Here is a 19,146-nt window from a genome sequence, read left to right as displayed (position 1 = left end):
CGGTCACCCGATGACCGAGCGGTCCCCGCACGAGCAGCCCGGCCGGGAGGCCGGGCTGCTCGTCGTCGTCGCCGTGCCCGCCGAGGCGGACGCGGTGCTGCGCGGGCTGCCCGCGGGTGCCCCGGCCGAGCCGCTGCCCGGCGGGCTGCTGCACCGTACGGTGGCCGCCGACGGAACCGCCGTGGACGTGCTGGCCGGCGGGGTCGGCCCGGCCGCCGCCGCCGCGGCCACCGCGGCCGCGCTGGCCGGCGGCCGCTACGCGCTGGTGCTCTCGGCCGGGATCGCCGGCGGCTTCGCGCCGCGGGCCCCGATCGGTTCCCTGGTGGTCGCGGACGCGATCGTCGCCGCCGACCTGGGCGCCGAGACCCCGGAGGGCTTCGCCGACGTCACCGAGCTGGGTTTCGGGACGGCCCGGCACACCCCGCCGGCCGGCCTGGTGGCGGCCGCCGCCGGGGCGCTGGGCGCCGTCGCGGGCCCGGTGCTGACGGTGTCCACGGTGACCGGCAGCGCCGAGCGGGCCGCCGCGCTGGCCGACCGCCATCCCGGCGTGCTGGCCGAGGCGATGGAGGGCTTCGGGGTGGCCGAGGCGGCCGCCCGGTTCGGCGTGCCGGCGGGCGAACTGCGGGCCGTCTCCAACCCCGTCGGCCCGCGCGACCGCGCGGCCTGGCGGATCGGCGAGGCACTGGGGGCCCTGGAGCGGGCCTTCGCCGCGCTGCCGTACCGGCGTCTGCTCCAGGAGGTCACCCATGGCTGAGCCGCTGCGGATCGCGTACTCGCCCTGCCCCAACGACACCTTCGTCTTCCACGCCTGGGCGCACGGACTGGTGCCCGGCGCGGACGCGCCCGAGGTCGAGTTCGCGGACATCGACATCACCAACGGCCTGGCCGAGCGCGGCGAGCTGGACCTGCTGAAGATCTCCTACGGCCAGCTGCCGTGGGTGCTGGAGGAGTACGCGCTGCTGCCCTGCGGCGGCGCGCTGGGCCGCGGCTGCGGGCCGCTGGTGCTCACCCGCGAGCCGGTCGACCCGGCCGCGCTGGCGGGCCGGACGGTCGCGGTGCCGAGCGAGCGGTCCACCGCGTACCTGCTGTTCCGGCTGTGGGCGGCGAAGGCGGTGCCCGGCGGCTTCGGCGAGATCGTGGTGCTGCCGTTCCACGAGATCATGCCCGCCGTGCGGGACGGGCGGGTGGACGCCGGCCTGGTGATCCACGAGGCCCGGTTCACCTTCCGGCGGTACGGGCTGCACCGGCTCGCCGACATGGGCGAGGCGTGGGAGGCGGAGACCGGCCTGCCGATCCCGCTCGGCGCGATCGTCGCCCGGCGCTCGCTCGGCGCCGAGCGGCTGCGGGAGCTCGCCGACAGCATCCGCGCCTCGGTGCGGCACGCCTGGGACGACCCGGCGGCCTCCCGCGACTACGTGCTGGCGCACGCCCAGGAGATGGACCCGGACGTCGCGGACGCGCACATCGCGCTGTACGTCAACGAGTTCACCGCCGACCTCGGCACCGAGGGGTACGCCGCGGTCCGCGCGCTGCTGACCCGGGCCGCCGACGAGGGACTCGTCCCCGCGGTCGACCCGGGCCTGCTCGACTGACCGGCCGTCAGGCGTCGAACTGGTCCGCCACCGCGCGCAGCACCAGAGCGATCTTCGCCCCGTCCGTCTTGGCCGGGTAGCGACCGCGCTGCAGGCTCGGCAGGATCTGGTCCAGCCTGGTGATCAGGTCCTGGACGATCGGCGCCATGTCGTCGGCGCTCTTGCGCTGGTTGACCACGACCGACGGCAGGGCGTCCAGCAGGGTCACGCCCATCGCCTGGTCGCCCCGGTGTCCGGCCGCGATGCCGAACTCGACGCGCTGCCCCGGCCTCAGGGTGGTGACGCCGGTGGGCAGCGCCTTGGTGTGGACGAAGACCTCGCCGCCGTCGTCGCGCGACAGGAAGCCGTAACCCTTCGTCTCGTTGAACCACTTGACCTGGCCGGTGGGCATCTCGAAACAGTCCTCGGTGTCTGGTGGGCGGCCCTCCGTTGGACCGCGCCGTGGCTCCATGATCCCTCAGCGCGCCGCCCGGCGCCGCCGAGATTGCGGGCGGCCCGGATGCGGCGCCCGTGTGAAGGCTGCATACCCGGCCCGGGCGCGGACCGAAACTCCCCGTCCCCGGAGAACTGCGCGCAGTGACCGACGCCTGGTCAGGCGGGCGGCGCCAGCCGGTCGCCGAGCCAGCCGAGCGAGGCGGGCAGCATCCGCGACCAGGTGTTGAAGTTGTGTCCGCCGGTCTGCACGGTGATCGAGGAGACCCGGGTCGGGCCGGCCTTCGCCGCCGTCAGGAAGCCCTGGGTCTGGCCCCAGTAGTCGCCGTCGCCCTCCTTGCTGCCGCCGACCAGCAGCGCCACCCGGGGCTGCGGAAGGTGGGTCAGCCGCCAGGTCAGGTCGGCCTCGTCGCGGCGCCGGCCGTCGCCGCCGAACAGGTCGCCGGTGGTCGGGTCCTCGGCCGCGCGGTAGTAGCCGGACAGCGACGCCCCGGCCGCGAACACGTCCGGGTGACGCATCGCCAGCTTCAGCGCGCAGTAGCCGCCGGTGGAGTTGCCGATCACCCCGAGGCTGCCGGGGCCGGACGCCACCCGGTAGCCGGCCCGGATCGCGGCCGGCACGTCCCGGCTGAAGTAGCCGTCGGACTGCGGGCCGCCGGGCACGTCCTCGCACTCGGTGTCCCGGGGCATCGCCGGGGAGGGGCGCATCAGCACCAGCACCGCGGGCTTCGCCTTCCCCTCGCGGACCAGGTGCAGCTGGGTGGCGGGGTAGTTGAGCTTGGTGACCAGGTTCCTGGCGTCGCCGGGGAAGCCGGTGATGGCGATCACCGCGGGGAAGCGCTTGTCCGCGAACTGCGGCTGGAAGTACTCGGGCGGCAGGTAGACGTACCCGTCGGTGGCCAGCCCGGTGGTGGCCCCGGGGATCCGGATCCGCTCCAGGCGCCCGATCCGCGCCGGGTCGCGGCCCGGCTCACCGGTCACCCGGACGTCGTCCCCGCCCAGCCGCTGCACGCCGATGGCGTTCTGCACGTCCACCGGCCCGTTGTCGGCGGTGCCCAGCAGGTCGTCCCAGCTGCTGTAGAACGCGAAGTAGTTGTTGGCGAGCAGCCCCAGGGTGCACATCACCGCCAGCTGCGTCGCCACGATCGTGCCGAGCCGGCCCAGCACCGCCGGCCAGCCGCGCCGGGCCAGCCGGGGCCACAGCCACACGGTGGCCACCACCATCGCGACCGCCCACAGCGCGGACAGCGCGAGCACCTTGTGACTCGTCAGACCCATCCGTCCAGGATGCCCGCGCGATCCCGCCCGGCCCTGCGCGTCCAGGCTGAGCCCGAGGGCCCGCGCCCCCGCCGATCGGCGGGGGCGGGCGGCTCTGCGAGACTGGACCGGTCCCGAATGCCTGAGGAGCGCCAGCCGTGAACAGTGAGACCGACCGTGGTGATGTCCTGGTCCGCACCGGAGGCCTGGTCTTCGGCTTCGGCGCCGTCGCCACCCTCGTCACCTTCGTGCCGATGTTCTTCGACTTCGACCGCTTCCCCAGCTTCGCGTACTGGCTGTGCATGCTGATGCCGGTCGGCTTCCTGATCTCGCTCGCCGGCATGCTGGTCTCCGCCCGGGCCCAGCGCCGCCGGCTGCGCGAGCGTCAGGCCGCGTAGCCCGCCAGCCAGGCCGGGAACTCCGTCAGGTCGGCCAGCACCACGTCGGCGCCGGCCGCCGTGAGCTCCGCCGCCGAGTACGGGCCGGTGGCCACCCCGACCGCCACCGCGCCGGCCGCCCGCGCGCCGACGATGTCGCCCAGGTGGTCGCCGACGTAGACGTGGGCGCCGTGCTCGCGCAGCGCGTCGCCCTTGGTCTCCGCCCACAGGTCGCCGACCAGCACGTCCACCCCGAGCGCTTCGTGGTCCAGGTGCAGCCGGGCGTTCCGCTCGTACTTGCCGGTGATCACCAGAACCCTGCCGCCGCGGGCGCGGATCGCCTCGACCGCCTCGCGGGCCCCCGGCAGCAGCGCCGAGCCGGGCACCGCGTACTCGACGTACAGCTCGCGGTAGCGGTCGGCCGCGGCCGCCACCCGCTCCGGCGGGAACCAGTTGCCGATCTCCTGCACCAGCGGCGGCCCCAGCCGGCTGACCGCCAGCTCGCTGTCGATGAACGTGCCCGTCTCGGCGGACAGCACGTCGTAGGTCGCCTTGATACCGGGGCGGGTGTCGAGCAGGGTCATATCGAGGTCGAAACCGACGGTGAGAGCCATGGGACACAGCCTAGTGACCCCACTTGAGCCGACATAAAGCTCATATCGGACATAATCCGTAGGCAGTCCCACGCCCCGGAGGTCTCCCGTGCCAGAGCCGATGTCACGCCGGACCGCGCTGGCCGGACTCGGCGGCCTGGGCGCCGCCCTGCTCGCGGGCTGCTCCGGCGGCTCGCCGGGCCCCGCCGACGGCACGCTGCCGGCCTCCGACTCCGGCACCGGGACGGCCACCTCGGAGCCGCCCTCCCCCACCCCCTCACCGACCCCCGGCGTCACCGTCACCACCGTCACCGGCCCGGTCACCGTGCCGGGCGGCGCGACCCGGGTGGTCACCCTGGACACCGCCGAGCTCGACTCCGCGATGACCCTCGGGATCACCCCGGTCGGCGCCGCCAAGGCCCCGCTCGACGCCGGCCTGCCGGACTACTGGCCGGCCTCCCGGCTGGCCCAGGTCGCCGTGGTCGGCGACATCGGCGCCGCCCCCGACACCGCCCGGATCGCGGCCACCCGACCGCAGCTGATCCTCTCCAACCAGACCCGGGACGGCGCGCACTACGACACCCTGCGCGCGCTCGCCCCGACCGTCCTCACCCCGACCACCGGCTACCCGTGGAAGGACGACTTCCAGCTGCACGCCGCCGCCCTGGACCGCCGGGAGCAGGCCGCCGCGGTCACCGGCGCGTACGCCCGCCACATCGACCAGGCCACCCGGGCGATCAACGGCGCCGGGGCCGGCGGCAAGCGGATCAGCATCGTGCGTTTCGTCGAGGGCGAGGCGCCGACCGTCCGGCTCTACGGGCGGCAGAGCTTTATCGGCACCGTCCTCGCCGACCTCGGCCTCGGCCGGCCCGACTCCCAGAACGCCGACCGCCCCGACACCGGGATCACCCTCGACCAGCTCGCCCAGGCGGACGGCGACTACCTCTTCCACGCCACCTACGGCGACCCGGTCCGCTCGGGCGCGGCCGCCGTCCTGGCCGGTACCGCCTGGCAGGGCCTCGGGGCGGTCCGGGCCCACCGGGCCTTCCCGGTGGACGACCAGCTGTGGTTCCAGGGGATCGGCTACACCGGCGCCAACCTGCTCGTCGCCGAGCTCCAGCGCGCCCTCGGCGCCTGACACCGCGCGCCCGGCCCGGGGGCTGCGGGCGCTTCAGAGGCTGCGGGCGCTGATGTCGCCGTGCGCGGTGGTGGCGCGGATCTCCAGGTCGGCCGCGCCGTCGTTGCGCAGCGCGTTGCTGACCCGGCCGAGGCCGGTGCCGGCGTCCAGCGAGGCGGAGACCCCGGTGGCGGCGGCGACGGTGATGTCGCCGGACTGGGTGCTGAGCACGACCACGCCGCGCGCCGCCGAGGCGATCCGGATGTCGCCCCGCGTGGTGCTGATCTCGGCCGGACCGGTCAGCCGGCCGACCTCGACGTCGCCGTCGACCGCGGCGAGGCGGACGCCCGCCGCCTCGTCGATCTTGATCCGCCGGTACGCGCCGTCGAAGACGACCTCGCCGAGGCGGCCCACACCGCGCAGCTCGCTGGCGGCGGACCTGCCCTCGACCCGGGAGCCGGCGGGCAGCTGGACGGTGACCTCCAGCGAGCCGGTCGGGCCGAGGAGCCGGTTGCCGGCCTCGGGCGCCTTGACCCGCAGCACGCCGTCGGCCCAGTCGACGGTGGTCCGCTCGGCGGCCTGGACGTCGCGCTTCCGGCGGGGGTCGGCGGGGCGGACGTCGACGGTGGCGTCGGCGCGGTCGGCGGCGATCACCTGGACCCGCCCGGCGGGGATCTCGATGACGGCGGAGACGGGGGCGGAGGTGGCGAACTTCTGCATGGCGAGCTCCCTCGGTCGTTGTTTCTGACGATGGAAACGCTACGCACCGACCGGCCGCCCGGCAACACGATCGTTGCACATTCAGCACATAAATGCAGGCCATAGGCTTGAAATCATTGCAATGGACGTGAATCCATTGCAACGTCCACCATGCCCTTCGTTGCAATGGATGGCAGTGAACGCTATGCCGCGCGCCGGCGCAGGGTCAGCAGCACCACCACGACCGCCGACACCACGGCCGCCGCCCGCAGCACGCCGGGGGCCGATGCCCAGGTCGCCTGGCCGAAGTCCCCGCCGGTCTGCGCCAGCGGCTCGCCCCAACGCCCCCGGCTGCGGCCCCACGCCCAGACCGCCGAGCCGGTCATGCAGGCCAGCGGCACCCCGAGCACCACGGCCTTCTTGGTGAAGTCCCCCAGGCCACGCGACAGGTAGATCGCACCCCAGCCGCCCAGCATCGCCAGGATCGACCCGGTCACCGCGCCGGCCAGCAGGGCCAGCGCGCCCACCACCAGCAGCGGCGCCGGCCGCCACCCCGCGACCGCCCCGACCGCGGCGGCGGCCGCGCCCGCCACCGCCTCGGCACCGCCCTCGGCCGCCCCGGCCTGCTCCTCCGCCGGGGGCCCTTCCGCCGGCACCACCGGGTCGAACGGCACCGCCGGCGGCCGCTCCTCGGCCCGGAAGTCGAAGTACACGGTGTCCCAGCCGGGGTACGCCCCGCTCACGTCGATCCGCCGCCCGGTCTCCGAGGCGCTCTCGATCGCCCGCCGCAGGTCCTCCGACGGCAGTCGGTCGGCCCCGGCCACCGGCTTGTCGAGCGCCACCGGCGGCTCGCCGTCCGGCTGCCGAGGCGGAGGCACGTACACCCCGTCCCCGTCGCCGCCCGACCCGGCCCCGCCGCCCGCGTCGCTCCACCACGTGCCCGCCATCGCCCCGCCACCCCGCCTCGTCCGGCCCCGCCCAGCCCTACCCGCCCGCGCACCCGACGGTACCCACCACCGGAGCCCCACGCGAGCCCCGTACCCCCACGCGCCCCGCACCGTCCCCGCGAGCCCCGGCAGCCCGTCCCGCCACAGCACTTGCCGCCCCCCGCGCCCCGGCGACTACTCTGGATCGGATGACCGCACCGCAGAGCGCCCAGCGCCCCTCCCGGGGCCCTGCCGCCGCCCCCCGCACGCTGGCCGAGGAGCTTCGCGCCCGCAGCGACGAGGCGCTGGCCGCGCTGCTCCGGGTGCGCCCCGACCTGCTCAACCCGGTGCCCACCGACCTGACCCAGCTCTCCGCCCGGCTCTCCAGCCGCGCCTCCGCCCTGCGCGCCCTGGAACGCCTGGACCGCTTCACCCTGCAGGTCGCCGAGGCCCTCGCCGCCGCCCCCGTCACCGGCAGCGCCGAAGGCGTCCCGGAGAGCACGCTGCGCAACCTGCTCGCCGGCCCCGCCCGGGTCAAGGCCCACCCGGCCGCCGAGCCGGTCGACCGCGCCGCCGTCACCGCCGCGCTGCCCGCCGCGATCGAGCGGCTGCGCGAACAGGCCCTGCTCTGGGGGCCGGACAGCAGCCTGCGGCTGGTGATCGCGGTCCGCGAGGCCCTCGCCCCGAGCGCCGCCAACCCCGGCCGCACCGGCCTCGGGCCGACCCTCTCCGAGGCCACCGCCGGGATGTCCCCGGCCCGCCTCCAGCAGCTGCTGGCCGGCGCCGGGCTGCCGCCCACCGCCGACCCGGTCACCGCCGTCACCGCGCTCACCGCCCTGCTGGGCGACCGCAAGGCGTGCGCCGCGCTGCTCGCCGACGCCCCGCCGCCCGCCCTCGCCCTGCTCGACAAGCTGGTCTGGGGCCCGCCCACCGGCACCGTCCCGGACGCCGCCCGCCAGGTGACCGCCGACCAGGCGCAGAGCCCGGTCGAGTGGCTGCTGGCCCGCGGCCTGCTGCTCCCCTCCAGCCCCACCTCCGTGGTGCTGCCCCGCGAGCTCGCCCTGCACCTGCGCGGCGGCCGCACCCACCGCGCGGTCGACCCGGCCCCGCCCGCCCTCGAACCGGCCGCACACCGCGACCCGCGGACCGCCGACAGCGCGGCCGCCGGCCAGGCGTACACGGCGGTGCGCACCGTCGAGGAACTGCTCGACTCCTGGGGCCTGCAGCCGCCCTCGGTGCTGCGCGCCGGCGGCCTGGGCGTCCGCGACCTCAAGCGGGCCGCGCTCACCCTGGAGTGCCCCGAGCCGGTCGCCGCGTTCTGGCTGGAACTCGCGTACGCCTCCGGCCTGCTGGCCCCCGACGGGGAGGCCGACGAGCGCTGGGCGCCGACCCCGGCGTACGACCTGTGGCTGCAGCAGACCGCCGCCGAGCGATGGGCGGTGCTGGCGGAGAGCTGGCTGGCCTCGACCCGGGTGCCCGGACTGACCGGCACCCCGGACGGCAAGGGCAAGCAGCGCGCCGCACTCGGCCCCGAACTGGACCGCACCCTCGCCCCGGCGGTCCGCCGGGCCGTCCTCGACCTGCTCGCCGAGCTGCCGTCGGGCTCCACCGCGACCGCCGACGCGCTGCTGCCGGTGCTGCGCTGGCACCGCCCGCTGCGCGGCGGGCCGACCGCGCCGGACGGCCGCGAGCTGCGCGAACAGCTCGCCGAATGGGCCCTGCGGGAGGCCGAGTCGCTCGGCGTCACCGGCCGCGGCGCGCTCGCCGGCCCGGCCCGGGAACTGCTCGCCGGCGAGGACCCGGTGGCGGCCCTGGAGCCGCTGCTGCCGCAGCCGCTGGACCACGTGATCCTGCAGCCCGACCTGACCGCGATCGCCCCCGGCCCGCTGCTCACCCCGCTCGCCCAGGCGTTGGCCCTGTGCGCGGACGTCGAGTCCAAGGGCGGCGCCACCGTGTACCGCTTCGCCCCGGAGTCGGTCCGCCGCGCGCTGGACGCCGGGCGGACCGCCGCCGACCTGAAGGCCTTCCTCGCCAAGCACTCGCGCACGCCCGTCCCGCAGCCGCTGGAGTACCTGATCGACGACGTGGCCCGCCGCCACGGCGTGCTGCGGGTCGGCGCCGCCTCCTCGTACCTGCGCTGCGACGACACCTCGCTGCTGAACGAGGTCATGGCCGACCGGCGGGCGGCCGAGCTGCGGCTGCGGATGCTCGCGCCGACCGTGCTGGCGGCGCAGGCCCCGCCCGACACGCTGCTGTCGGTGCTGCGCACCATGGGGTACGCGCCGGCCGCCGAGTCGGCCGAGGGCGATCTGGTGATCACCCGTCCGGACAGCCACCGCACCCCGCCCCGCGCGGCGCCCGCGCCGGTGCCCGACGGCCCGTCACGGCCGGACGCGGCCCTGCTCGGCGCCGCCGTCCGGGCGATCCGGGCGGGCGACCGGGCGGCGACCGCGGTCCGCAAGGAGACGGTGGCCGGGCCGGCCGCGCAGCCCGGCCGGGCCGGCGACGGGCGGTTGCCGCGCACCGCGGCGGCCGACACCCTGGCGGCGCTGCAGACCGCGGTGCTGCTCGGCGAGCGGATGTGGATCGGCTACATCAACCCCGAGGGCCTGGCCTCGCAACGGGTGGTCGACCCGGTGAAGGTCGAGGGCGGCTTCGTCACCGCCTTCGACCACCTCTCCGACGAGGTGCGGACCTTCGCCCTGCACCGGATCACCGGCGTCGCCGAGGTCGACGAGACCGCCTGAGCTCAGTGCTTGGCGGCGGCCTGGGCGTCCTGCTCGGCCTTCTGCTTCTTGGCCTCGTCGACGATCGACTGCGGGTCGGGCATCTTCGGCTCGACGCCGGTCAGCGTGCCGGTGACCAGGAAGGCGGCGCTGCCGAACAGCCCGCCCGGCTGCCCGAGGTCGGCGACCTGGTCCAGCCCGGGGGTGGCCGCGGCCTGGGCGGGCGCGGCGCCCATGGCGGTGGCGAGAGCGGCGCCCGAGAGCGCGAGGCCGGCGAGAATGCGGTTCCGCTTGTTCATGCCCTGCCCAACGATCCCCCGCCGAACCGGTCACCCCTTTCCACCCGAGTGCGGGACACTGGAAAGTCTGCGACCGCACCCTAGGGAGGGCTTCCCGCGTGAACGACGGACCGCTCATCGTCCAGAGCGACAAGACGCTGCTCCTGGAGATCGACCACCCCACGGCCGCCGAGTGCCGGCGGGTCATCGCGCCGTTCGCCGAGCTGGAGCGCGCCCCGGAGCACATCCACACCTACCGGGTGACCCCGCTGGGGCTGTGGAACGCCCGCGCGGCGGGGCACGACGCCGAGCAGGTGGTGGACGCCCTGGTGAAGTACTCGCGCTACCCGGTGCCGCACGCGCTGCTGGTCGACGTGGCCGACACGATGGCCCGCTACGGGCGGCTGCAGCTGCAGAAGCACCCCGTGCACGGCCTGGTGCTGTCCACCACGGACCGGCCGGTGCTGGAGGAGGTGCTGCGCTCCAAGAAGATCGCCCCGCTGGTCGGCGCCCGCATCGACCCGGACACCGTGGTGGTGCACCCGTCCGAGCGCGGCCAGATCAAGCAGGTGCTGCTGAAGCTCGGCTGGCCCGCCGAGGACTACGCGGGGTACGTGGACGGCGAGGCGCACCCGATCCACCTGGAGGAGGACGGCTGGCAGCTGCGCCCGTACCAGAAGCAGGCCGTCGAGGGCTTCTGGCACGGCGGCTCCGGCGTCGTGGTGCTGCCCTGCGGGGCGGGCAAGACGCTGGTCGGCGCGGCGGCGATGGCGGAGTCCAAGACCACCACGCTGATCCTGGTGACCAACACCGTCTCGGCCCGGCAGTGGAAGCACGAGCTGATCAAGCGGACCACGCTGACCGAGGAGGAGATCGGCGAGTACAGCGGCACCCGCAAGGAGATCCGCCCGGTCACCATCGCCACGTACCAGGTGATGACCACCAAGCGGAAGGGCGTCTACCCGCACCTGGAGCTGTTCGACGCCCGCAACTGGGGCCTGGTGGTCTACGACGAGGTGCACCTGCTGCCCGCGCCGGTGTTCAAGTTCACCGCCGACCTGCAGGCCCGCCGGCGGCTCGGCCTGACCGCGACGCTGGTCCGCGAGGACGGCCGCGAGGGCGACGTGTTCTCGCTGATCGGCCCCAAGCGCTTCGACGCGCCGTGGAAGGAGATCGAGGCGCAGGGCTACATCGCGCCGGCCGACTGCTGCGAGGTGCGGGTGACGCTCAGCGACAGCGAGCGGCTGATGTACGCGACCGCCGAGCCGGAGGAGAAGTACCGCTTCTGCTCGACCACCGCCACCAAGCGGCGGGTGGTGGAGGCGCTGGTCAAGAAGCACCAGGGGGACCAGACGCTGGTCATCGGGCAGTACATCGACCAGCTGGACGAGCTGGGCGAGGCGCTGAACGCCCCGGTGATCAAGGGCGAGACCAGCAACGCGCAGCGGGAGAAGCTCTTCGACGCGTTCCGCTCGAAGGAGATCGGCGTGCTGGTGGTGTCGAAGGTGGCCAACTTCTCGATCGACCTGCCGGAGGCGACCGTCGCCATCCAGGTCTCCGGGACCTTCGGCTCCCGCCAGGAGGAGGCCCAGCGGCTCGGCCGCGTGCTGCGGCCCAAGGCGGACGGGCACGCCGCCCACTTCTACTCGGTGGTCGCCCGCGACACCGTCGACCAGGACTTCGCGGCGCACCGGCAGCGCTTCCTGGCCGAGCAGGGCTACGCGTACCGGATCGTCGACGCGGACGACATCTGATCCTGCCGGTTACAGCTTGACGCCGTCGCGCCCGAGGAAGACCACGCGCGCGGCGGTGTCGAGCACGATCCCGACGTTGCGGACGGCCTTGGCCATCGGGTGGCGGCGGCCGTCGGCAGCGCGGCTGCCCCTGGCCCGGGTGGTGGTGGTTCGCTCCGTGTCCATACCTCCACGGTAGATATCCGCACGTCAGCGGGGCATCAGCCCAAAGTCCGCGATCGGCGGGCCGAAAGTCGTCCCTGAGGCGTACCCACCCCTGGGGGTCAATCGATTGGCACCCCGAGAGATTCCGGGTCTAGGATCTTCGGTCTGCCCCTCCCGAACCGTGGTGCCTGTCGTCGGCAGCCGTGGGAGGTACCGGCCGCTCGGTAACCGGCCGGTGTCCTTCACCGTGAGCTAAGACGAGTCCGCTGCCCCCGATGCCGGGCAGCCGGGAAGGTTCGCCGTGCACTCCCCCACCACCGACGCCGCCACCGACGCCGCCACCGACCCGCTGCAGCGCGAGCGCGCGCACCTCGCCGACTCCCGCGCCGCGCTCCGGGCGATGCGCGAGGACGTCGAGTCGCTCGACCTGCGCGACGTCACCGGCACCTGGGTGTCCGCCGCCGTGCTGCACCAGCAGATCGAGCAGCGGATCGCCGCGCTCGCCGACCTCGCCCACACCCCGCTGTTCTTCGGCCGCCTGGACTACCTGCACGCGATCAGCGAGGACCTGTCCGAGGGCGGCGGCGGCGAGCGCTTCTACATCGGCCGCCGGCACGTCCACGACGCCGGCGGCGACCCGATGGTGATCGACTGGCGCGCGCCGGTCTCCCAGCCGTTCTACCGGGCCAGCCGCAAGGAGCCGATGGACGTCGGCAAGCGGCGCCGGTTCGGCTACACCGGCGGCGAGTTGACCGCGTACGAGGACGAGAACCTGTCCGACCCGGCGGAGGCCGACACCCGCTCCGCGCTGCTCGCCGCGGAGATCGAGAAGCCCCGCGTCGGCCCGATGCGCGACATCGTCGCCACCATCCAGCCCGAGCAGGACGAGATCGTCCGCGCCGACATCTCCGGCACCGTCTGCGTCCAGGGCGCCCCCGGCACCGGGAAGACCGCCGTCGGCCTGCACCGCGTCGCCTACCTGCTGTACGCGCACCGCGAGCGCCTCGCCCGCACCGGCACCCTGGTGATCGGCCCGAACCGCTCCTTCCTCCACTACATCGAGCAGGTGCTGCCCGCCCTCGGCGAGCTGGACGTCGCCCAGGCCACCGTCCAGGAGCTGGTCGGCCACGTCGAGGTGCGCGGCACCGACACCGCCGAGGCCGCCCGGATCAAGGGCGACGCCCGGATGGCCGAGGTGCTGCGCCGGGCGGTCCGCTCCGGCATCGCGCTGCCCACCGAGCCGTGCGTGGTGGTCCGCGGCTCCCGCCGCTGGCGGGTGCCGGCGTACGAACTCGAAGAGATCATCCAGGAGTTGAAGGGCCGCGAGATCCGCTACGGCGCCGCCGCCGAGGCGCTGCCGCAGCGGATCGCGCACGCCGTGCTGGTCAAGATGGAGCAGGGCGGCGAGGCCCCCGACGACCGGGTGCAGGACGCCGTCGCCCGCAACACCGCCGTCAAGGCCGTGGCCAAGGCCTGCTGGCCGCCGGTCGACCCGGTGAAGCTGGTCCACCGGCTGCTCACCGACGCCGAGTTCCTCGCCGCCTCCGCGGACGGCATCCTCACCCCCGAGGAGCAGGACGCCGTCCGCTGGACCAAGGCCGCCCGCTCGCCGAAGACCGCGCCGTGGACCGCCGCCGACGCCGTCCTGGTCGACGAGGCCACCGACCTGGTGCAGCGCACCGCCTCGCTCGGCCACGTGGTCGTCGACGAGGCGCAGGACCTCTCCCCCATGCAGTACCGGGCCGTCGGCCGCCGCTGCACCACCGGATCGGCGACCGTCCTCGGCGACCTCGCCCAGGGCACCACCCCGTGGGCGACCGCCAGTTGGCCCGAGGCCCTGCACCACCTCGGCAAGCCGGCCGCGCACATCGAGGAGCTCACCCAGGGCTTCCGGGTGCCCGAGGAGGTCATCGCGTACGCCTCCCGGCTGCTGCCCTCGATCGCCCCCGGCCTGGCACCGGCCTCCTCGGTCCGCGAGGCGCCCGGTTCACTGACCGTCACCCGGGTCGAGGACGGGCTGGTCGACGAGGTGGTCGCCGCCTGCCGCCACGCGCTCGCCCGGGAGGGCTCCACCGGCCTGATCGCGGCCGACGCCCGGATCCCGCTGCTCGCCGAGGCCCTGGCCGCCGCCGGGCTGCCCTTCCTCGACCCCGGCACCGAGACCACGGCGGACGCCCGGCTGACCCTGGTGCCCGCCTCGCTCGCCAAGGGCCTGGAGTACGACTACGTGGTGCTCGACGAACCGGCCGCCGTCGTCGCCGGCGAACCCGACGAGCGCACCGGCCTGCGCCGCCTGTACGTCGCCCTCACCCGGGCGGTCTCCGGACTCGCCGTCCTGCACCGGGAGCCACTGCCGTCCCAACTCGGCTGAGACGCCGTAGGATCGCGAACCATGCCCGCCTCTGAGCCCACCGTCCTCGCCACCTCGGGCGGCCACCGCACCGGCACCCGGACGACGATCGAGTTCGACGCCCTGGTCCACCACGCCGTCGACCTGTCCGGCGTCCACGGGCGCCGGCCCCGGGTGATGTACGTCGGCACGGCGATCGGCGACGCCGAGTACGTCACCGCGCGGATGGCGGAGGCGGCCCGGGTCGCCGGCTTCGACCTGACGCCGCTGCAGCTCTTCCCGATGCCCAACCTGGACGACATCGAGGGCACCGTGCTGGAGCAGGACGTGGTGTGGGTGATGGGCGGCTCGGTGGCCAACCTGCTGGCGGTGTGGCGGGTCCACGGGGTGGACGCGGTGATGCGGCGGGCCTGGGAGGCGGGCGTGGTGCTCAGCGGGGTCAGCGCCGGGTCCATCTGCTGGTTCCGCGGCGGGACGACCGACTCGTTCGGCCGCGAGCTGCGACCGGTCACCGACGCGCTCGGGCTGCTCCCGTACGGGAACGGCGTGCACTACGACGTCGACCCGGGCCGCCGCCCGCTGATCCACCGCCTGGTCGCCGACGGGACGCTGCCCACCACCCACTGCACCGACGACGGGGTGGGCCTCCACTACAAGGGCACCACCCTGGTCGAGGCCCTCACCGAACGCCGCGGCAAGGCCGCGTACATCGTCACCCGCGACGGCGACCGGGCGGTCGAGGAGCGCATCGAGCCGCGGCATCTGTGATCAGGGGCTCGGGGAACTCCTCCTACGCGTCGATCAACCGGCGCCATTCGGCGACCTTCGCGGGCGACACCGCGCCCGTCCAGCCGCCGTCGCGGACCGCGCCGCCGATGTGGAAGGCGTCGAAGCCGGCCGCCCGCAGGCCCGGTACGTGTTCGGCCCGCAGGCCGCCGCCGACCAGGATCCGCTGCCGGTAGCCGGGGTCGCCGGCCTTGGCCAGCTCACCGGCGAGCACCTCCTGCCCGGCGTCCACGCCCGCCGCGGCGCCGGAGGTGAGGAAGGTGTCCAGGCCGGGCAGCTCCGCGACGGCGGCGCGGACGTCGCCGCGGTCCGCGGAGTGGTCGATCGCGCGGTGGAAGGTCCACGCGCAGCCCTCGACCGCCGAGGCGACGGCGGCGGTGGCCGCCAGGTCGACGGCCCCGTCCGCGTCGAGGAAGCCGAGGACGAACTCGTCCGCGCCCTCGGCCCGCAGCGCGGCCGTCCGGGCCAGCAGCTCGTCCAGGTCGCCGGGGGTGAAGCCGTCCCGGATCCGCAGCATGACCCGCAGCGGGATCGTGACGGCGGCCCGGATCGCGGCGAAGTCGGCGACGGACGGGGTGAGGCCGTCGGCGGCCATGTCGGTGACCAGTTCGAGCCGATCGGCGCCGCCGGTCTCGGCGGCCTGGGCGTCCTGCACGGTCAGCGCGATGACTTCGAACATTGGTCTAGACATATCGCTACCTTGCCACACCAGGAGCCCGCTCGGCGAGCCCCCTGATCCCCCGAAAGCTGCGGCCCTCCCGACCCCTCCACCAGCGGCGACAGTGGCGGGGCCGGGCCGCCGCTCAGACCCGGGGCGCCCCGCGCCGCGGCACCACCGGGTGCCAGTACCGTCCGAGCAGCACCGCGCCCGCCGCCACCACGGACAGCAGCACCAGCACCCCGGTGGGGCCGAGCCCGGTGCGCACCGCGTACGGCACCACCCCCGGCAGCATCATCGGCAGGGTCGCCACCAGCCAGGCCGCCGGGAGCAGCCGCCCGCGCAGCAGCGCCGGCACGGCCGCGACCAGCAGGACCAGCTCGCCGGCGACCAGCGCCGGGCCGAGCGGCAGCATCCAGTCCGCGGCGAACAGCGTGCCCCAGCCGAGCAGGCCGTAGAAGGCGCCGTACAGCATCGGACCGGCCATCAGCGCGCCCGCGCACAGCGCGGCCACCGACCGCCAGGACACCGGCGGCAGCAGGTCGCGCGGCGCGGCGAGCAGCATCAGCGCCCACAGCAGCTGCGGTCCGCCGACCGTCACCGCGCCGAGCAGCGCCTCGGCGCCACCCCGCAGGTGCGCGTCCGCGACGCACATGCCCGCCCCGGAGACCACGGCCAGCACCACGCCGACCCAAGCCGCCGCGCGGGCGGCCGCCCAACGACCGAACAGCGCGGCAACCGCGGCCAGCGCCAGGACCGCCGTGCCCGCCCGGTCGAGCAGCGACGGCAGGCTGCCGTCGCCGAACACCGCGTAGTGCCGGAGCACCCGGCCGACGAGGACGATGTCCTCGACCGTGAACAGCGCCCGCCCGAGCAGTGCGCCGGCGGCGAACGGCGCCGCCACGGCGAGCAGCCGGGCCAGGAGCCCCGCCGCGCCGAGGCCGAACCGCAGCCGCAGCCCGTACCCGGCGAGGTCGCCGAGGCCCCGCAGCCGCTCCCACCGGCCGGCGCCGGCCATGAGCTCCTCGTGCACGCCGGCCAGCTCCGCCCCGCGCTCACCGCGGTACGCGGCCGGGTACAGCCGCAGCACCGCGCTCACCCCCCGGTTCTCGGTCATGCGAACGCCCCCCGCACCGTCGGGCGGACGGCCGGGCCGCCCGCGAGTCGTCGTTCCGCCTCCGCCGCGACCGAGCGCAGCCGGGCGGCCTCGGCCGCCAGCACCTCGCGGCCGCCGGCGGTGAGCGCGTACGTGCGCCGGGCCCGCCCGTCCACCACGTCCTCGCTCTCCACCTCGATCACCTCCTGCTGCAGCAGCCGGTCGAGCGCCCCGTAGAGCGTGCCGGTCCGGAGCTTCACCCGGCCGCCGGAGATCGCGGCGACCTCCTGGATCAGCGCGTAGCCGTGTCGTGGCCGGTCCGCGAGCGCGGTCAGCAGCAGCAGCGTGGGCTCCTGCATCGAACGATCAGTCATGTCGCCTATATATACCGGCCACCGACATATGACGCCAGGGGGCACACCAGAATGTTCGACATGACTTCTGCGCTGCCGGACCGTTGGAACGAGCTGCTGCTGCGCTGCGGCGCCACCGTCGACCCCGCCCCCTACGCCCGTGACCTGCTGGAACGCTGGTCCGAGCCGCAGCGCCGCTACCACACCACCGAGCACCTGCGGGCCGTCCTGGACCATGTGGACGCGCTCGCCGGGCACGCCGACGACCCGGACGCCGTCCGGCTCGCCGCCTGGTTCCACGACGCCGTCTACAAGCCGGACCGCTCCGAGAACGAGGAGCGCAGCGCCCAGCTCGCCGTCCGCGCGCTGCGCGAGGCCAGGCTCCCCGAGGCCCTGGTCGAGGAGGTCGCCCGGCTGGTCCGACTCACCGTCAATCACCACCCCGAGCCCGGCGACCGCAACGGCGAGGTGCTCTGCGACGCCGACCTGGCCGTCCTCGGCGGCCCGCCGGAGGGCTACGCGGCGTACGCGGCCGCCGTGCGCGCCGAGTACGCGTTCGTCCCCGAGGACGCCTTCCGCACCGGCCGGGCGGCGATCCTGCGCCAGCTCCTCGACCTGCCCGCGCTCTACCGCACCCCCGCCGCCCGGGACCGCTTCGACGCCCCCGCCCGGGCCAACCTGGCCGCCGAACTCACCGCCCTGGAGAGCTAGCCTTCCGCCGCCGCAGCCCGGCGGCGGTCAGCCGGGCCACCAGCTCCTTGCTGCCCACCGGCTCGGCGCCCAGCGCCACCGCCTTCGCGTACCACGCCGCCGGGATGTCGTAGTGGTCCCGCTCGAAGCCCTTCGCGGGCGCGCCCAGACGCTCCGCGAAGGCGTGCAGCTCCTCGTACGACACGTCGCTCACCAGGTGCGACCACCACTTGCCGTGCCCGGGCCAGTTCGGCGGGTCGATCAGGATCACGCCAGCTCCCCGACCGGCGCCACCACCACGCCGCGCTTGCCGCACACCCAGTGCGGGTCGGGCCCCAGCTCCGGCTCCACGCTCAGCGCGTGCGGGTCGTCCTCCTCCGCCGCGCAGGCCGCGCACAGCGGCCACCGCCCGTACTGCTCCAGCAGCGCGTCCTGGACGTCCTGCGCCACCAGCCCGAGCACGTACTCGGTGCCCTCCGGCCACTGCTCCACCCACCACCGCCGGTGCGTCACGGCGTCCTCGACCAGCGACACCACGGCCGCGTCCGCCACGTCCCGGGCGGTCAGGTCGGCAAGGATCAGCGCCCGGGCGCTGTGCAGGGCGGTTTCGATCTCGGTACTGGCCATCCCCCCATTCTCGCGCAGCTCACTTGGCCGCCGGGAACCCCTCGGTGCTCAGCTCGATCCCGAACGGCTCCGGCAACTCCACCGGCTGCCCGAACGGGGTACGGACACCCCGCTGGTACCTGCCCTGGTCCGGGTCGGAGAACACGGTCACGGTCGGCCCGTCCTCGTCGAAACGGTCGACCAGCAGGAAGAGCGGAACCGGCGCGTGACCGTACGCCCAGAGCTTCTTGGTGCGGTCGAGCCGGGCGGTGCGCTTCGAGGTGATCTCCACCGCCATCAGCAGCCCGGCCGCGTCGATGGACGCCTCCCGGGCAACCAGGCGAGCGTCGTCCACCACCACCAGGTCCGGCACGTACAGCTTCTCCAGCGGGACGATCTCCGTGCCCAGGGTCTGGTAGACACCCACCTCTGGCGGAAGGCACTCGAGCAGCGCCCGGTGCACCTTCCCGGCGATCACGTTGTGGCCCACGTTGGGCGGCGGCACCAAGCGGATCTCCCCCTCGTCGATCTCCGCGCGCCATCCCTCGGGGACGTCCAGCTCCAGCCAGGTGTTCAGCAGGTAGTCCCACTGACGCCCCGGCTCGACCGACATCGCAGTCACCGGCGGCCTCCCTTCCTCAGCCCGACGCTCCTGGCCGTCACTGTACGGACCTCCGGAGGCCCCGAAACCGCTCATGCGGCCAGCGTCCCA

General features: G+C 75.0%; 22 protein-coding genes. 9 read left to right on the top strand and 13 right to left on the bottom strand.

Going from position 1 to position 19,146, the window contains the following annotated elements; all coding sequences use genetic code 11:
* The first annotated feature begins 10 nt into the window (after positions 1-10).
* Positions 11-754, top strand: coding sequence for a futalosine hydrolase (locus tag ACGFX4_RS14935; RefSeq protein ID WP_393073349.1), 744 nt, complete (start codon positions 11-13; stop codon positions 752-754).
* Positions 747-1,592, top strand: a complete 846-nt coding sequence (locus tag ACGFX4_RS14930) for a 1,4-dihydroxy-6-naphthoate synthase (RefSeq protein WP_393073346.1) — start codon at positions 747-749, stop codon at positions 1,590-1,592. Before ACGFX4_RS14935 ends, ACGFX4_RS14930 begins: the two co-directional genes overlap by 8 nt.
* 7 nt (positions 1,593-1,599) lie before the next feature.
* Here the strand turns inward: ACGFX4_RS14930 and ACGFX4_RS14925 are convergent, their stop codons facing one another.
* Positions 1,600-1,983: a cold shock domain-containing protein gene (locus ACGFX4_RS14925; RefSeq protein WP_345698553.1), complete on the bottom strand. Its 384-nt coding sequence runs from the start codon at positions 1,981-1,983 to the stop codon at positions 1,600-1,602.
* Positions 1,984-2,183: 200 nt separating this feature from the next.
* Positions 2,184-3,302 carry an alpha/beta hydrolase gene (locus ACGFX4_RS14920; RefSeq protein WP_393073344.1) on the bottom strand — a complete coding sequence of 373 codons (1,119 nt, stop codon included), beginning with the start codon at positions 3,300-3,302 and terminating at the stop codon, positions 2,184-2,186.
* 137 nt (positions 3,303-3,439) lie between these two features.
* Here ACGFX4_RS14920 and ACGFX4_RS14915 point away from each other — a divergent pair, with 137 nt between their 5' ends.
* A complete protein-coding gene (locus tag ACGFX4_RS14915; protein ID WP_393073342.1) occupies positions 3,440-3,679 on the top strand; it encodes a hypothetical protein in 240 nt (79 codons plus the stop codon).
* Here the strand turns inward: ACGFX4_RS14915 and ACGFX4_RS14910 are convergent.
* Entirely contained in the window at positions 3,667-4,272 is a 606-nt protein-coding gene (locus tag ACGFX4_RS14910) for an HAD family hydrolase (protein WP_393073340.1), read from the bottom strand. The genes ACGFX4_RS14915 and ACGFX4_RS14910 overlap by 13 nt on opposite strands.
* Before the next feature lie 88 nt (positions 4,273-4,360).
* Here ACGFX4_RS14910 and ACGFX4_RS14905 point away from each other — a divergent pair, with 88 nt between their 5' ends.
* Positions 4,361-5,389: an ABC transporter substrate-binding protein gene (locus ACGFX4_RS14905; protein WP_393073338.1), complete on the top strand. Its 1,029-nt coding sequence runs from the start codon at positions 4,361-4,363 to the stop codon at positions 5,387-5,389.
* A gap of 33 nt (positions 5,390-5,422) precedes the next feature.
* On the opposite strand, the gene ACGFX4_RS14900 is transcribed toward ACGFX4_RS14905, so the two are convergent.
* Both ACGFX4_RS14900 and ACGFX4_RS14895 read right to left on the bottom strand, forming a co-directional pair.
* Positions 5,423-6,088, bottom strand: a complete 666-nt coding sequence (locus ACGFX4_RS14900; RefSeq protein ID WP_393073336.1) for a DUF4097 family beta strand repeat-containing protein — start codon at positions 6,086-6,088, stop codon at positions 5,423-5,425.
* A 182-nt stretch (positions 6,089-6,270) separates the two neighbouring features.
* A complete protein-coding gene (locus tag ACGFX4_RS14895; protein ID WP_393073334.1) occupies positions 6,271-7,014 on the bottom strand; it encodes a hypothetical protein in 744 nt (247 codons plus the stop codon).
* Between the two features lie 188 nt (positions 7,015-7,202).
* Here ACGFX4_RS14895 and ACGFX4_RS14890 point away from each other — a divergent pair, with 188 nt between their 5' ends.
* A complete protein-coding gene (locus ACGFX4_RS14890) occupies positions 7,203-9,740 on the top strand; it encodes a helicase-associated domain-containing protein (RefSeq protein WP_393073332.1) in 2,538 nt (845 codons plus the stop codon).
* Between the two features lie 2 nt (positions 9,741-9,742).
* Here the strand turns inward: ACGFX4_RS14890 and ACGFX4_RS14885 are convergent, their stop codons facing one another.
* Positions 9,743-10,018 carry a hypothetical protein gene (locus tag ACGFX4_RS14885; RefSeq protein ID WP_345698545.1) on the bottom strand — a complete coding sequence of 92 codons (276 nt, stop codon included), beginning with the start codon at positions 10,016-10,018 and terminating at the stop codon, positions 9,743-9,745.
* Positions 10,019-10,116: 98 nt separating this feature from the next.
* Here ACGFX4_RS14885 and ACGFX4_RS14880 point away from each other — a divergent pair, with 98 nt between their 5' ends.
* Positions 10,117-11,751 carry a DNA repair helicase XPB gene (locus ACGFX4_RS14880; RefSeq protein WP_393073330.1) on the top strand — a complete coding sequence of 545 codons (1,635 nt, stop codon included), beginning with the start codon at positions 10,117-10,119 and terminating at the stop codon, positions 11,749-11,751.
* Positions 11,752-11,760: 9 nt separating this feature from the next.
* Here the strand turns inward: ACGFX4_RS14880 and ACGFX4_RS14875 are convergent, their stop codons facing one another.
* Positions 11,761-11,916 carry a hypothetical protein gene (locus ACGFX4_RS14875; protein ID WP_393073328.1) on the bottom strand — a complete coding sequence of 52 codons (156 nt, stop codon included), beginning with the start codon at positions 11,914-11,916 and terminating at the stop codon, positions 11,761-11,763.
* Between the two features lie 280 nt (positions 11,917-12,196).
* Here ACGFX4_RS14875 and ACGFX4_RS14870 point away from each other — a divergent pair, with 280 nt between their 5' ends.
* Together ACGFX4_RS14870 and ACGFX4_RS14865 are read left to right on the top strand one after the other, a co-directional pair.
* A complete protein-coding gene (locus tag ACGFX4_RS14870; RefSeq protein WP_393073326.1) occupies positions 12,197-14,266 on the top strand; it encodes a HelD family protein in 2,070 nt (689 codons plus the stop codon).
* A gap of 21 nt (positions 14,267-14,287) precedes the next feature.
* Positions 14,288-15,013 (top strand): Type 1 glutamine amidotransferase-like domain-containing protein, encoded by a 726-nt coding sequence (locus ACGFX4_RS14865; protein WP_393073324.1) that lies wholly within the window; start codon positions 14,288-14,290, stop codon positions 15,011-15,013.
* Between the two features lie 22 nt (positions 15,014-15,035).
* Here the strand turns inward: ACGFX4_RS14865 and ACGFX4_RS14860 are convergent, their stop codons facing one another.
* The 3 genes from ACGFX4_RS14860 to ACGFX4_RS14850 form a co-directional block, all read right to left on the bottom strand.
* Positions 15,036-15,710 carry a copper homeostasis protein CutC gene (locus tag ACGFX4_RS14860; RefSeq protein ID WP_393073322.1) on the bottom strand — a complete coding sequence of 225 codons (675 nt, stop codon included), beginning with the start codon at positions 15,708-15,710 and terminating at the stop codon, positions 15,036-15,038.
* Between the two features lie 124 nt (positions 15,711-15,834).
* Positions 15,835-16,806 carry a hypothetical protein gene (locus tag ACGFX4_RS14855; protein ID WP_393073320.1) on the bottom strand — a complete coding sequence of 324 codons (972 nt, stop codon included), beginning with the start codon at positions 16,804-16,806 and terminating at the stop codon, positions 15,835-15,837.
* Complete coding sequence (locus tag ACGFX4_RS14850; protein WP_393073318.1) at positions 16,803-17,159, bottom strand: PadR family transcriptional regulator; 357 nt, start codon at positions 17,157-17,159, stop codon at positions 16,803-16,805. Before ACGFX4_RS14850 ends, ACGFX4_RS14855 begins: the two co-directional genes overlap by 4 nt.
* 60 nt (positions 17,160-17,219) lie before the next feature.
* Between ACGFX4_RS14850 and ACGFX4_RS14845 the strand changes: the two genes are divergently transcribed.
* Entirely contained in the window at positions 17,220-17,849 is a 630-nt protein-coding gene (locus ACGFX4_RS14845) for an HD domain-containing protein (protein ID WP_393073316.1), read from the top strand.
* Here ACGFX4_RS14845 and ACGFX4_RS14840 read toward each other — a convergent pair.
* From ACGFX4_RS14840 to ACGFX4_RS14830, 3 genes are read right to left on the bottom strand one after another with little or no spacing between them, the layout of a single operon-like run.
* Positions 17,830-18,099, bottom strand: a complete 270-nt coding sequence (locus ACGFX4_RS14840) for a DUF4031 domain-containing protein (protein ID WP_393073314.1) — start codon at positions 18,097-18,099, stop codon at positions 17,830-17,832. The genes ACGFX4_RS14845 and ACGFX4_RS14840 overlap by 20 nt on opposite strands.
* Complete coding sequence (locus tag ACGFX4_RS14835) at positions 18,096-18,455, bottom strand: hypothetical protein (RefSeq protein ID WP_393073312.1); 360 nt, start codon at positions 18,453-18,455, stop codon at positions 18,096-18,098. The genes ACGFX4_RS14840 and ACGFX4_RS14835 overlap by 4 nt, the downstream gene beginning before the upstream one ends.
* Positions 18,456-18,474: 19 nt before the next feature.
* Positions 18,475-19,056 (bottom strand): Uma2 family endonuclease, encoded by a 582-nt coding sequence (locus ACGFX4_RS14830; RefSeq protein ID WP_393073311.1) that lies wholly within the window; start codon positions 19,054-19,056, stop codon positions 18,475-18,477.
* Positions 19,057-19,146 lie beyond the last annotated feature (90 nt).

Origin of the sequence: Kitasatospora sp. NPDC048365 (genome assembly GCF_043200835.1) — a bacterium.
Lineage (GTDB): Bacteria > Actinomycetota > Actinomycetes > Streptomycetales > Streptomycetaceae > Kitasatospora > Kitasatospora terrestris.
Note: the sequence above shows the minus strand (reverse complement) of the source record. Positions and strands in the feature narration are given on the sequence as shown.

Coding starts and splice junctions, on each gene's coding strand:
- ACGFX4_RS14935 (WP_393073349.1), top strand. CDS start 11: ATGACCGAGCGGTCCCCGCACGAGCAGCCCGGCCGGGAGGCCGGGCTG.
- ACGFX4_RS14930 (WP_393073346.1), top strand. CDS start 747: ATGGCTGAGCCGCTGCGGATCGCGTACTCGCCCTGCCCCAACGACACC.
- ACGFX4_RS14925 (WP_345698553.1), bottom strand. CDS start 1,983: ATGCCCACCGGCCAGGTCAAGTGGTTCAACGAGACGAAGGGTTACGGC.
- ACGFX4_RS14920 (WP_393073344.1), bottom strand. CDS start 3,302: ATGGGTCTGACGAGTCACAAGGTGCTCGCGCTGTCCGCGCTGTGGGCG.
- ACGFX4_RS14910 (WP_393073340.1), bottom strand. CDS start 4,272: ATGGCTCTCACCGTCGGTTTCGACCTCGATATGACCCTGCTCGACACC.
- ACGFX4_RS14900 (WP_393073336.1), bottom strand. CDS start 6,088: ATGCAGAAGTTCGCCACCTCCGCCCCCGTCTCCGCCGTCATCGAGATC.
- ACGFX4_RS14895 (WP_393073334.1), bottom strand. CDS start 7,014: ATGGCGGGCACGTGGTGGAGCGACGCGGGCGGCGGGGCCGGGTCGGGC.
- ACGFX4_RS14890 (WP_393073332.1), top strand. CDS start 7,203: ATGACCGCACCGCAGAGCGCCCAGCGCCCCTCCCGGGGCCCTGCCGCC.
- ACGFX4_RS14885 (WP_345698545.1), bottom strand. CDS start 10,018: ATGAACAAGCGGAACCGCATTCTCGCCGGCCTCGCGCTCTCGGGCGCC.
- ACGFX4_RS14875 (WP_393073328.1), bottom strand. CDS start 11,916: ATGGACACGGAGCGAACCACCACCACCCGGGCCAGGGGCAGCCGCGCT.
- ACGFX4_RS14865 (WP_393073324.1), top strand. CDS start 14,288: ATGCCCGCCTCTGAGCCCACCGTCCTCGCCACCTCGGGCGGCCACCGC.
- ACGFX4_RS14860 (WP_393073322.1), bottom strand. CDS start 15,710: ATGTTCGAAGTCATCGCGCTGACCGTGCAGGACGCCCAGGCCGCCGAG.
- ACGFX4_RS14855 (WP_393073320.1), bottom strand. CDS start 16,806: ATGACCGAGAACCGGGGGGTGAGCGCGGTGCTGCGGCTGTACCCGGCC.
- ACGFX4_RS14850 (WP_393073318.1), bottom strand. CDS start 17,159: ATGACTGATCGTTCGATGCAGGAGCCCACGCTGCTGCTGCTGACCGCG.
- ACGFX4_RS14845 (WP_393073316.1), top strand. CDS start 17,220: ATGACTTCTGCGCTGCCGGACCGTTGGAACGAGCTGCTGCTGCGCTGC.
- ACGFX4_RS14835 (WP_393073312.1), bottom strand. CDS start 18,455: ATGGCCAGTACCGAGATCGAAACCGCCCTGCACAGCGCCCGGGCGCTG.